The organism is Paenibacillus sp. ov031 (genome assembly GCF_900143165.1).
GTDB classification, from domain to species: domain Bacteria; phylum Bacillota; class Bacilli; order Paenibacillales; family Paenibacillaceae; genus Paenibacillus; species Paenibacillus marchantiae.
The window spans coordinates 79,377-92,580 of the sequence record NZ_FRDO01000011.1 but is presented as its reverse complement, the minus strand read 5'-3'; the positions used below and the strand labels follow the sequence as shown (position 1 = coordinate 92,580).

Genomic DNA, 13,204 nt, shown 5'->3' with positions numbered 1-13,204 from the left:
AATGTCAGGTAACGCTTTCTTAAATCGATAGTACCTTGAGCGGTGTTCTTTTATCAATTTGCAATTTTCTCCCACCTCTCCTTATTCCCAAAACCCTTGCCGGACAAGGAAAAATCGTCCTTTAGGATAGGTATATCGCAAAAATCACCAACCCAAAAAATCCCGGGGGACTTTAAAAGTCCCCCGGGATTTGAAGTATAGATTTATTGGTTTGTGAACAATCTGAACGTCAGCGTGATAGGTGCTACTTCTGTAACTACCGCTTGCGGCAACTCTACAGCAAGTCCATCTTCTGTCCGTTGGAATGACAGCACATCATCTGTGCCGACGAATTCAATTCGCTCCACCTTTTCCATATATGGAATGATTACCTGTGATTGTACTGCCTCGTTCTCGCTTCTGTACAGACGGAAGGCATACGATACGTTGAGATCTTCCTTACGTGTAAAGGCCCACTCTCCTGTGAAGTATGGTCCGCAAATCCGCGTACCATAGATGCCCTCCCCGTGAGTACCGATCCATTCTCCGAGGGCTTTAATACTTCGCACTGCCCCTTTTGGAAGACGCCCGTCCGGTTGTGGCCCCACATTCAGCGCAAGGTTACCACCTTTGGATACTACCTCAAGCAGAATATGCGCCAGCTGTCTTGCTGATTTATACTGATCATCATATCCAAACGCAAAGGAATTGCCCACCGTGATGCAGCTCTCCCAAGGAATATTCATTGGATGCTCAGGGATGGTCTGTTCCGGAGTTACGATATTCTCATACGGTCCGCCTACTGTGCGATCTGCTGCGAGGAGCCACGGCTGTGTTGTCTGACGCGCCCGCTCCACCACTTCGCCCAATCGAATATCCTGACCGTGGCGTCCTTCACGTACCCAGCCTGCATCCAGCCACAGACATTCGATTCGTCCGTAGTTGGTCAGCAGTTCCATAATTTGCTCATGCGTGAACTCCACGAATTTCTCCCACAGCCATGGATACGCTTTCGGGTCATAGGATGGTCCACGCCACATATGGCTTCCCCGCTCCATGCCAGGTGTCCAGTAGTATGGCGTATGCCAGTCCGCTTTGGAGAAGTAAGCCGAGATGCCAAGACCCTTGGCACGAAAAGCGTCAAAAAGCGCACGGCAAATGTCCGCATACTTATGAGTGTGAAAAGGAGTATCCTTGCCCGTGATGCGATAATCGGTGGTATGTGTATCCCACATGCAGAAACCATCATGATGTTTGGTGGTGAACAGGAAATATTTGAACCCGTTATCAGCGGCCATCTGTGCCCACTCTTCAGGCTGAAAGCGAATGGGATTGAAGGTTTTGTTGAGATCAAAGTATTCTTGCTTGAAATGCTCCATGTCGTCAGTCCAGTCGATATCATTGCGCGACCAATCGCCATCCTCATCACTTAGCGCCCAGGACTCCACGAGTCCAAGTTGGGAATAGGGACCCCAATGCATCATCAGCCCCAGCTTCTGATCCTTGAACCACTCCAGGCGTTCATTCAGCAACGGATCTTCAGGCTTCACCCATTCCTCTTCTTTGCTAAAGTTATGCACCCCAGCTTCGACGACCTGTTCTTCCTGTTCCAGCACCGTATCTTTGGTTTCGCTCATCCCGTTCATCTCCTTCGGATTGGATGTCATACGTTGAAAATGTAGCTTTACACAGGTCACTACGCGGTCAAAACAATCTTCCGATCGCTGTTATCCCCAGAATTTTTTGATTCCTTTCCTAAGGGGAAAATCCGGGGATAAAGGCGAGCGCTTCGCTTCTTCAGATTCGTTCTGCCCTCTCCGTTATTGTGTAAATGTTTCGTTCAACTAAGAAAGACATATTAAGCCCAGTCATTTCGGTAGCAGTGCATTCTTCAGAATGGTTCTAAGTCCGTTTTGGCGAAATGTTTGGTTCAACAAGTATAGACTTGTTAGACCTCACTACTTCGAGCGGTGTTGCCATTTTCGGATTGCAACACCATATTTACAGTGAAATTTCGCGTCCTTCACGTGCGGACTTGTAGATGGCACAAAGGATTTTCATGATTTCAACGCCATCCTCAACGGGGCTTAGTGTCTCTTTGCGCCCTTGGGCACTGTCGATAAAATGATTGACTTCATTACGGAATGAACCTGCGAAATCAAGGGATTTGAAATCCACCTGCGGCGTCATGTTCAAAATGGTATCGAATTTCTCACCGATCAGTGAAATTTCCGGTTCCAGTTCAGCGCCACCTTTATCGCCATAGAGTCTGACCGAAGTTTCATCCTGCTTCGCGTGCAGTGTGAAGCTTACATCCACCAGCAGGCTTGCCCCGTTCTCGAAACGAATCAACGCATTAGCCATATCCTCCACGGTGTTTTTGTTCGCATCATAATCCGCAGCCTGGTAAAATGACAAATTACGGATATTGGCACGGTTACCCAATCGATTGGAGACATTCGCAGAAACGGTTTTCACTTTCGGTTTGCCCATCAGGTACCAGGAGATATCAATAATGTGCACGCCAATATCAATCAACGGGCCGCCGCCAGAACGTTCCACATCCGCAAACCATCCGCCCGGATTGCCCAAACGCCGTAGACAGGATGCCTTGGCATAATAGATCTCTCCCAGCTCACCTTCATCAATGAACTTCTTCAGGATCTGCGCATTGTCGCTATAACGGCGCACAAAGCCAACTTGAAGCAGCTTTCCACTGCGATGAACAGCCTTCTCCACTTCCAACGCATCTTCTACCGTCTGACAGAGCGGCTTCTCGCAAAGTACGTTTTTACCAGCATCCAGAGCAGCAATGCTGATCTCGGCATGTGTATCATTCCAGGTACAGATGCTCACCGAATGGATTTCAGGTAGTGCCAGGAGTTCCTTATAATCGGTGAATACATGGGTAGCGTTATATTTTTTCGCCGCTTCCTGGGCACGTGCTTCATTCAGGTCGCATATAGCGTATATTTCAACTTCGGGATTACTGTCATACGCTTGTAAATGAAAATCGGAAATTGAACCTGCACCGATAACGGCAATTTTAAGTTTGGACATGGATTTTCCCTCCATAATAAGTTGAATGATGGTCATATCAGTTGATTCAAAACATATGATAATCGGCTTAACGTAACTACGGTGAATGTTTGGACTTTCGGCCGCTGTTGTCTACAGATTTCTTGTATCAACTGCTCTCAGCAGTTGAAATCCGCAGACAAAGGCGGACGCTACCGCTCCTACAGTTCCAAACTTCACCTCTGTTACTTCAGCCTTACATATAAAAATTGATTCCACTTATATAGTAGTAAGTAGCTGCTTATACTTCCTCCCAGAAGCGGCGGACGTTATCCATCGCGATTCGGGATGCTGTTTTGCAATTTTCCATACCTTCAAATTCTACAGAGATGTATCCGTCGTAACCGGACTGCTTCAACACACGGAATACTTCCGGCATGTCGATATCCCCGTGACCCACAATCGCTCCGCGCAGGTAATTGCCGTGTGCGGTCTGGAACCAGCCCTCTCCGGGATTACGGTAGGAAGGTCTCCGATAGAAATCTTTGGCGTGCACCATGGATGCATAAGGAATGTTGTTTTTAACAGCGCTAACCGGGTCTTCATCCACACACAGGAAGTTGCCGATATCCAGCGTTGTCTTGAAGTTCTCACGTGCCGTCTCATGCACCAACCGCCGGACTCGCTCACTGGACTGCACATAGTAACCATGATTCTCCACACTTGTGGTAATGCCGTGACTCGCTGCGTAATCGGCAATTCGCTGACAGGCCTTCACCAGAACAGGCAGATCCGCCTCAAACTGAGCGACAGTGCCCTCCTGTGCAGGACGAAACGCAACATCATGGCGCATTCTCGTAACGCCAAGTGCGGCAGCGACATCCACATGCTTCATGACAGCAGCAATCTCATTTTCAAGTGCATCCGGGCCTTCTCCTGTAACGAAGTTGGCACCTATTGCGTAATTGGAAATATCAATTCCCACGTCTTGCGCAGCCTCTCGAATCTGGTTAATTAATTCCGGTTGGTCGATCAGGCTGTACCCGATCGGAACAATCTCCACATGTTCTCCGCCCTGCTCGGCGATGTAACGGATGGCGTCGGGTACAGTCAGTTCCTTGGCATCCAATGCCTGTTGCAGACTGTATGTGCTGAGTCCTACTTTCATATCCTCTCATCCTCTCCTGCTGGTGTGTGGCTCTACCTTACATATACCTTTTTCCATAAGATCATACAATTACCAATAATCGTTTGCTACTCTATTTTCCATGGGATGAATCCAAAATCGGCTTATCTACAAATGTTACGGCTCAATCGCCAGCTTCATGCACCTCTTGTTTGCTCAGATATACACCCAGCCAGGACAACGTTGGATACCATCTGGATTCATGAATGGCCAGACGAATAGTTCTGGCGGTAAAAGGTTCGAAACTACAGATTTGTTTGTGACCAACAATCGTGCCGCGATACAGCTCCTGCCAATCCCCACCCTCACCCTTTGCCTCCAGCGTAAACCGCTCAATTCGTTGGCCTGAACGGATATGCTCCATGAGAACGACTCGGTCGAACTGCTTTTCCTCCGGCAGTTCTATCTCCAGCCAAGCCAGTTCAGCTCCTTCAGATGGGCACCAGAACGTATCAGATTCCTCAAGCAATACCTGGGTAGCCACATGTTCATCACCCATGGTATCCGATGCGTGAATTCTCGCCCCAACAGCCAAACTTTGCCGATAAGTACCGCACAAAAAGTCTCCGAGCTGCTGCAGCCGCTCAACATCCTGTTCGTGAATAAGGCCGCGTCGATCTGGTGGAAGGTTTAGTAGAAAATTGGCGTTGCCGCCAACCGCTCCATCATAGATGCCAAGCAGTTCCTCCAGCGATTTGACTTGATCGTCCTCGCTTGCATGATAGAACCAACCCGGACGGATGGATGTATTCACTTCTGCGGGATACCAGATGAGCTTGCCCTCATGCTGCCGGATCACTTCCCGACTCCCCAAATCGGCATCCTGTGTATTAATTCTGCTGGCAAACTCACCATCATCCACCTGCTGCGATTGCTCCTGGATCTTCTCATTATCTTGCAAGTAGGCAGGTACGACGCTCCATTCCGAAGTCCGGGTATGACCTGCCTCATTGCCGCACCAGCGAACATCCGGTCCACATACCGAGATTACAGCCTCTGGCTGCAACTCCCGGATCAGCGCATAATAGGAATCCCAATCGTAGACCTGCCTTTTCCCATTCGGCCCCTCTCCGCAAGCTCCGTCGAACCACACGCAGAAAATTTCACCATATTGGGTTAACAGCTCACGCAGCTGATTTTCGAAAAATTCGTTGTATCGCTCTGAATCTCCGTAGGATGCTTCATGACGGTCCCAAGGAGACAGATAGATACCGAACTTCAACCCGCCTTCACGGCAGGCATCGGCAACTTCTTTCACCAGATCACCCGCACCATTTCGCCAAGGGCTGGCGGCTACCGTATGTTTCGTGTACTGGCTTGGCCACAAACAAAACCCGTCGTGATGCTTGCATGTGAGAATTAATCCGGTCATACCGGCAGATTTGCACGCCTGAACCCATTGCCGGGCACTCAGATGAGAAGGGTTAAAGATATCGGGATCTTCATTTCCCGTTCCCCACTCCTGATCTGTAAAAGTATTCATGGTAAAATGAATAAATGCATAGAACTCCATCTCCTGCCATTTCAGCTGACGTTCTGATGGCACGACCTGTGCTGCTGCCTTCACCCAATCGGTTGTATTTACTGGATTCCTCTCCTCTCATGCGGTTCTCTGTCCGCTTTCCGTCAAATGCCATAAAGGACCGACAGAGCACAGCATCTCCAGCGGTCCTTAATTATGTTCATCTGTCGTTGAAAGTCAGCTGCCTGATTGCAATTCGATCCCTGTGCCACGAAGACTCTACCAATCTCAGCGGAACGATCCACGAACCCTCCTGCTGTCCCCACATCCTGCTCACCACATCCATTGCCTTTTCATGCTTGCCTGCAAACCATGCCGCCATAACCTTCATGAATGGGTCTCCTTTCGGAAAATGATGGGTTAGCCATTGGAGTAATCACATTTGTTATTTTCGTTATTATAAAAATGTTATTGTTTTATTCATAAACAGTCTAAGACGTTATGAATGAAACGTCAATACACAAAAAAGACACCCCTAAGGGTGCCTCTCTCTTGATCAATATCGAATATTATTATGTTCATTTTCGCTTTGCCTTTGTCATTCGATTAAACATGATCAGTGCAGCAATCAACATGGCAACAATTGCGATATTACTTGCTGCATCATGCGACATGCCGAACAGAACGCCCAGATTGGTAACCAGGCCTCTGACAATCAGCGCAACCGCAATCAGCAGAATGGGGCTCCAAAAATTATACCTTCTCATCCTTCGCAACACTCCTGACCAGATTGTTCAGAAATTCCGGATCTCATAACACAATCATAACAGTCGTCATGTTCAGTTACAACAGATCAGACGATCCTGCGTTACACTTGTTTGAATTCGATCCAGTCGATCTGCAGACCCGGTTTGGTGAAGTCCAGCTTCAATTCGTACAAGCCTGCTTCCAGCTCCACTTTGACAAGTTTCTGTCTGATCCACTTACCTTCAGTACCATTGGTTTGAATGGTCGTCATCAATTGATCATTGAGAATCACATTACATGCACTTTGAGCCAGTTCCGGCTCAGGAGACATGATCTGTACAATAATCCGATATTGACCTGCTTCATCCACTTTCATGTAGACAGGTTCGCCCACAGCGGGTTTGACCTGTGCATCATTAGCCAGCACTTGTGCCTGCTCTGAGGAAAGTGAAGCATTCGCTTGGAATGAAGCGACATTCTCTACAATCTCATGTTTTCTGGAGAAGACAGGTGCATTCATGATGAACTCACAAATATTCATAGCCGAGCGCTGAAGCTCTCCGCGTGTCAACGTCCCATTTTCCAGAGATTCGATCGTGTTATCATCCCAGCCGTTGATTTCTGCGCCATAGTTAGGTACAACCATGTACAGATCGTTTTGAGCGCGAACCATCCAGTTGGTGTTTTTCCGATCTGCTGGTCCACCTTCAACGCCATCGTTCATAATAGCCCACCAGTCGGTCATCACGATACCTTGGAAGCCCCACTCCCCACGAAGAATGGTCGTGTTCAGATCGTAGTTCGAAGCCGCCCAATGTCCATTAATCGGATTGTAGGAGGTCATGATCGAGTTCGCACCGCCTTCTTTCACGGCAATCTCGAACCCTTTCAGATAGATCTCACGCAATGCACGTTCAGATACAACAGCATCCACTTTACTGCGATGTTTCTCCTGATTGTTGCAGGCGAAATGTTTCAGTGTAGCATTAGAGCCACCCTTCATGATTCCTTTTGTGCAAGCAGCAGCAAATACACCAGAAATCAACGGATCTTCTGAGAAATACTCAAAGTTACGTCCATTCATCGGACTCCGGCGAATATTCAATCCAGGCCCGAGCAATGCATCCACCTGATTTCTCAGCAATTCCTGACCTTCCATCACATACAGCTCTTCGACGAGTTCTGCATTCCATGTTGCGGCCAGCAAAGTTCCAATGGAAACTTGTGTAGCCTTCTCCCCGCTATCCATACGAATACCGGATGGACCATCTGCAGTACATGCAACAGGGATTCCGTAATTGAACAGACTGTCACTCACGCCGCCAAATGCGGAAGCTGTACCCGATGTAACGAGCGGGCTGCTCATACCTTCGCCTCTTACAATGGCTGCCAGATCCTGATCACTCAGTTGGGCAATAAATGCTTCCAGGCTGACTTTGCCATCCTTCACATCTCTCAGCTTGTAGCCCTGATTGCCCGTTTGCTCCAGCGTTTGCGGTAAGCATTGTTCAATTCGTTCAGCCATGGATACTTGGCGCGTCGGTACATCTGCAAAAATCAGCTCGTAAGATCCGTCTTCTTTGCGCGCTCCCGGCTTCATTCTCGTAAAGCCTTCAGTCGGTGCCATTGCCTCCTGGAGCTGTTCCACGAGTTGAATCGTTTCTACGACGTAGCCATCTTGGCCATCAATGCTGACATGCTCCACATTTTTGACACTGGTTCCTACGTACAAACGATATGTTCCTGGCTCAAGTACATACGCCGATGCATGTCCTGTTACGCCAGCATCATCATAGGAAGCCATGGAATCCACAGGGAAGCTCACGGTCAGGCGCTGAGACTCACCTGGCTGAAGCAGATTCGTTTTGCCGAATGCCACCAGAGCTTTTGCAGGTTTCCCTAATTGACCTTGTGGGGCTTCATAATAGATCTGCACTACTTCTTTACCGGCATAGGTCGTGCCCGTATTGGTTACGGTTACATTCACCTTAATGCTATTTTCTCCGTCTTGGGAGATCCATTTTGCGTCTTCTGCCTTGGTTGTGAACGTGGTATAGGACAAGCCGTATCCAAATTCAAATTGTACTTTTTCAGGTCGAAACGTTTCGAAATAACGGTAGCCTACGTAGATATCTTCTTGATAAAGGTTCTTAAACTCATTCCCGTAATTGCTTGTGGAAGGATAATCTTCAATGGAATACGCAATCGTATCGGTCAATTTACCACTTGGTGTAACGTCTCCGGCCAGTACATCGGCGATCGCATTACCACCCTCCATACCGCCATGCCACGAGTAAATGACACTTTGGATCGGATGAACGTAACTTTCATCATTCAACCAGCTCATGTCCATGATGTTCGATACATTCAACACGACGATCGTTTGTTCAAAATGATTCGTGACCTGCTTCAGCATCGCTTTCTCATCTTCCGTCAACCGGTAGCTGCCTGGTGCATCCAGATTATCCTGATCTTCGCCTGCTGTTCGTCCAATCACCACGATTGCTTTGCTGGATTTACTTCTGGCTTGGGATACCACTTCATCCGTTAAAGGCATTTCTTTCTGATTCCAAGGCTCTGCCGCCCATACTTTTCCACCGTCATCAAACGGGTTATCCTCAATCCATTTTTCATAGACAGCTGCCAATTCTTCATTAACTTTAAATCCTTTTTCGCTGCGAAGACCATCCAACAAATTGGTAGTATACGCCACATGAACGCTGCCGCCTGAGCCTGTACCACTGCGATAATAGTTGACTTGAATCCGTCCAAACACTGAAACGTTTTCGTCTTTTCGAATCGGAAGAGCTTGTCCTTCGTTCTTCAAAAGCACTGCGCCTTCAGCGGCAACCGTGCGGCTAAACTCTGCAAACCCTTCCAATGGAACTCCGATTTGATGTGTGCTCAATGATTTCCCTCCTGATTGTCATCTCCATCTCCACGAATCACTATGTATATTCGTTAATCTGGTAGATTCACTTGTATCTAGTCTCATATTAACAGATTCTATAGTAGAAAATAAATCAGGTTAAACGTTTTTTCTCACAGTGGACATGATTTTACGATGATTCAACTAAAAAAGCCACGAACGTCATTCGTCCGTGACTTTTTATTCTTGTGTGACCTATGCATTAGGTCGTTAATTTGGCGTAGACAAGGAAGAACACCATGTTCTCTCCCACGATTGCATAATTAGGCACGCGATAAATCAAATCCACAACGATAAACACCGCCATGATCCCCAGCATAAACACCAAGTGACGCGGACGGAGCCGCAGATGAGCATGTCTGTATCGGTGGAACACCAGCGAGGTGGACAGAAAATACAGCAGAACCGAGCCAAATACAAAGGCCAACATGAAACCATAATGTAGTTCATTCAGGTATAAAAGTTGAATAGAAGCGGCAATCATGCTCATGGATATATAGATGAACAGATGGCCGTATATGATCGCTTGCCCGGCGGTCTGAATTTCTTTGCTGACCTTTTTCTCAACATTATCAAAATACTGCCACCACATCGCAATCACGAATATGGATGTAAACGCCGCGAACAGAACAGATCGTACATCCCAGTGATCCATTTGCAGCACTGCAATGATGCTGACGACTGACTCACCAAGCAGGATAAGCGTGAACAGAGCGAAACGTTCCAATAAATGATGCGTGTGTATCGGAACCTTCACCAGATTTTTGCGTCCGATGAGCGGGAGAATGATATCCACGGCAATTCCCACGTACAAAATCGCATATCGCAGCCATGAATCAAAGAACAGGGAACCTGTTGAGATCAATATGCCGATGATGAAGCATACACCCAGATAACGAGCGGCTTTTTGTTGATGTTCGCTTTTGGAATTATGAATCATAAAATATTGAATGGCAGTCAATGCCCTTGAACCAATATAACCGGCAAAGAAAGGAAGATAGTATTGATCAAAATCAACCGAGAGACTCGCCGTCATCACCAGAACAGACAGGAGTTGAAGGATAAGAAAGACTCGATGGATGAAAATGTCCTGACCATAACGGTTAATAAATAGGGTCTGACCGACCCATGCCCACCAGACAGGAATAAAAATCAAAACAAATTTCATCAGATATTCAAAGGAAATCACGCCGTGTTCGGCATGCAGCAGGACATGTCCCGCTTTGGAGACCGCTGCTACAAAAAGCAAATCATAGAACAGCTCCAGCCAGGTAACCTTTTTCTCCATCATCCTTCAATGCTCCTTTAGTTGAATTCATATCAAAAAGATTGCTTGTTCTGGCCCTTCTTTAACGTGCCATCATAGAATGCGAAGGCTCTAACGTTCTTACTTGGATCGGCTGCAAATTGCCTTCAATTTGGGCACGATATGGCTCAAACCACTCAGGCAGCATGAGTTTCTGTCCGAGCGACTCCGCTGGCTCATCTTTCGCGAATCCAGGAGGATCGGTAGCAATTTCGAACAAGATTCCGCCAGCTTCTCTGAAATAGATTGCGTTAAAATATTGACGGTCCCGAACTGGGGTTGGCTGATAGCCGTACTGTTGTACAGCTTCTCTCCACTGCTCGTGTTCTGCAAAATCTTTGGCACGCCACGCAATATGGTGGACCGTCCCTGCTCCGCCTGCCCCCAAAGCCATCCGGGTGACAGGAACATCCACGATATTGCCGATATCTCCGAAGGACCGGAAACGTACATACTCCTCATCTTCATCTACTTTGGTGAATCCGAGTATTTTGTCCAGCGCATCCATCGTTCTCTGCGGATTGACGCTGAACAGCACGGCACCTCCAAATCCTTTGATGGCTTTGTCCGCTGGAATGCCTTCATGCACCCAGGTGCTGGCTGGGCCCTCTTCACGTTCAACCAGTTCCAGACGCAAGCCCTCACTGTCTTCGAATTGCAGCAGCTCTTCGTTAAAACGACTTGTTTTGGTTACCTCAATGTTATACTGCTCCAGCCGATCCTGCCAGAAGCCAATAGTCCCAGGTGGAATCACATATGAGGTGATGCCGACCTGACCGCCACCAATTTTGCCTCGCGGTGATCCGGCTGATGGGAAGAATGTGATAATGGTACCCGGACTTCCGTTCTCATCCCCAAAGTACAGATGGTACACATCCGGTGCATCGAAGTTGATCGTTTTTTTCACAAGCCGAAGTCCCAGAACTCCAGCATAAAAGTCGACATTAGCCTGTGGATCTCCCGCAAAAGCTGTAATATGGTGAATACCTGCAGTTTGAATGGTCATCATCATTTCCTCCTAGGTTTATAGATCATTTATATTATCTTAATATTAAGATATTTAACCGAGCTGATTCAGTTATTATTTTGTTGGGCCTGTTCCTGTTTCAGTTTATCCGGAGTGACGTCGTCGCCGTTCGGATCATAGATGGTTACATTCAGCAGAATATCATTGATCGAACCGCGAAAGGTTTGCAGATATTCCTGGCGCAGACGAATTTGTTCTGCTTTCTCCATCTCCGTCAATCCTGCCGCGTTGGCTTTTCTTGAAAGTTCATTTATTCTGGTCAATGTTGGAATCATCATCTTGATCTCTCCTCGTAATCGGAATTAAGATATTTGTTTTTTTGAGTGTATTTTATATTCAAATTAAATATCTTAGTTTAAAGATAAATGATTTATGCTCCGTTGTCAACCGTTTTCTACCATTTAAAATAGAATGAAAAAAAAGGGCCTACTCCAAAGTTTGACCTTAGAGTAAGCCCTTCTTATATTTTAGATATAGGTTAACCCAACTTCTGACCACAGTTTGGACAGAAGTTTGCTCCTTCATTCTTAGCGCCACAGTTCGGACAGAAATTCGGCTTTTTATGGTCTCCAGATGAAGAAGATGCACCTGCATCGCTGTTTTGATTAGCCGCAGGCTTTTGATCCGAATTCTGATTCTGGTTGTTCTGATTCTGATTCATGTTCTTCATCATTTCATTCGCCATGTTCATGCCCATCATCATGCCCGCCATATCCGAAGCAGCGCCGCCACCCTTAACTTTACCGGATGAGATACCATCAGTCATGCTGACCTGCTGATATTTTTGCAAATTGCCGATCATTTCATGTGAAGCAGTCTTCGTAATCATATCCTGGATCTCCTGCGGATAATTGAAGCTCATCACCTGGAAGCCTGTAATTCCGATTCCGATGTCCATCATTTGCATATCCAGATCTTCCTGAATACCTTTGGCAATATCCGAGGCATTCGCCTGCAGGTTGAACATGTCCTTACCCTCACGGCTAATCCATTTCATTAGCAACTGATCCAGCACAGACGTAATCCGGATTTTGACATCCTCGACCAGATAGCTCTGCTTGATACCCGCGATTTTATCGATCAATGTAACATAGTCACTCACTTTAAAATTAAACGTACCATTCGCACGAACCGGCATTCCACCTGGAAGTTGAGGAGTTGGAATTAATACCGGACTTTGCGTACCCCATCGAACCGTAAACTCCTTCGTATTCACAAACAGCACTTCGACCCGCATGCCGCTGTTGAATCCGAACTTGAAGCCTTTTAAGGTAGACAGAAACGGAATGATCTCGGAATCGATATTAAACGACCCTTCGTCCTCAAAAATCCCTTCCACCTTGCCGTTATTCAGGAAGATCGCATCCTGCCCCGAACGGATAATCAATTTACTTCCCTTCTTGATCTCACGGTTACTCCACTTCCAGAAAATCATATCATCTCTGAACTCTTCCCATTCCACCACATTCGAAAATTGATTTTTGAAAAATCCCATACTCGTTCCCATCCCTTCTATAGTAAGCATTTTGCATCATCATGACATAAGTTGA

General features: G+C 46.9%; 11 protein-coding genes. All 11 read right to left on the bottom strand.

Features of this window, described 5'->3' with window-relative positions; all coding sequences use genetic code 11:
- Positions 1 to 203: 203 nt before the first annotated feature.
- The 11 genes from BUA17_RS29030 to BUA17_RS28985 all read right to left on the bottom strand — a co-directional run bounded on the left by BUA17_RS29030 (position 204) and on the right by BUA17_RS28985 (position 13,149).
- Positions 204 to 1,616, bottom strand: a complete 1,413-nt coding sequence (locus tag BUA17_RS29030; RefSeq protein ID WP_072735790.1) for an alpha-L-fucosidase — start codon at positions 1,614 to 1,616, stop codon at positions 204 to 206.
- 364 nt (positions 1,617 to 1,980) lie between these two features.
- Complete coding sequence (locus BUA17_RS29025) at positions 1,981 to 3,039, bottom strand: Gfo/Idh/MocA family protein (RefSeq protein WP_072735789.1); 1,059 nt, start codon at positions 3,037 to 3,039, stop codon at positions 1,981 to 1,983.
- Between the two features lie 259 nt (positions 3,040 to 3,298).
- Positions 3,299 to 4,165, bottom strand: a complete 867-nt coding sequence (locus tag BUA17_RS29020) for a sugar phosphate isomerase/epimerase family protein (protein ID WP_072735788.1) — start codon at positions 4,163 to 4,165, stop codon at positions 3,299 to 3,301.
- 142 nt (positions 4,166 to 4,307) lie between these two features.
- Positions 4,308 to 5,750 (bottom strand): alpha-L-fucosidase, encoded by a 1,443-nt coding sequence (locus BUA17_RS29015; protein ID WP_072735787.1) that lies wholly within the window; start codon positions 5,748 to 5,750, stop codon positions 4,308 to 4,310.
- A 115-nt stretch (positions 5,751 to 5,865) separates the two neighbouring features.
- Positions 5,866 to 6,036, bottom strand: coding sequence for a hypothetical protein (locus BUA17_RS31405; RefSeq protein ID WP_161490621.1), 171 nt, complete (start codon positions 6,034 to 6,036; stop codon positions 5,866 to 5,868).
- 187 nt (positions 6,037 to 6,223) lie between these two features.
- On the bottom strand, positions 6,224 to 6,412 hold the full coding sequence (locus BUA17_RS29010; RefSeq protein ID WP_024629467.1) for a hypothetical protein: 189 nt from the start codon (positions 6,410 to 6,412) through the stop codon (positions 6,224 to 6,226).
- 101 nt (positions 6,413 to 6,513) lie between these two features.
- On the bottom strand, positions 6,514 to 9,300 hold the full coding sequence (locus BUA17_RS29005) for a glycoside hydrolase family 3 C-terminal domain-containing protein (protein WP_072735786.1): 2,787 nt from the start codon (positions 9,298 to 9,300) through the stop codon (positions 6,514 to 6,516).
- Positions 9,301 to 9,523: 223 nt separating this feature from the next.
- Positions 9,524 to 10,612: a low temperature requirement protein A gene (locus tag BUA17_RS29000; RefSeq protein WP_072735785.1), complete on the bottom strand. Its 1,089-nt coding sequence runs from the start codon at positions 10,610 to 10,612 to the stop codon at positions 9,524 to 9,526.
- Between the two features lie 58 nt (positions 10,613 to 10,670).
- Positions 10,671 to 11,633 carry a ring-cleaving dioxygenase gene (locus BUA17_RS28995; protein ID WP_072735784.1) on the bottom strand — a complete coding sequence of 321 codons (963 nt, stop codon included), beginning with the start codon at positions 11,631 to 11,633 and terminating at the stop codon, positions 10,671 to 10,673.
- Positions 11,634 to 11,701: 68 nt separating this feature from the next.
- Positions 11,702 to 11,929, bottom strand: coding sequence for a DUF896 domain-containing protein (locus BUA17_RS28990; protein ID WP_063566529.1), 228 nt, complete (start codon positions 11,927 to 11,929; stop codon positions 11,702 to 11,704).
- Positions 11,930 to 12,132: 203 nt separating this feature from the next.
- Positions 12,133 to 13,149: an SPFH domain-containing protein gene (locus BUA17_RS28985; RefSeq protein WP_072735783.1), complete on the bottom strand. Its 1,017-nt coding sequence runs from the start codon at positions 13,147 to 13,149 to the stop codon at positions 12,133 to 12,135.
- Positions 13,150 to 13,204 lie beyond the last annotated feature (55 nt).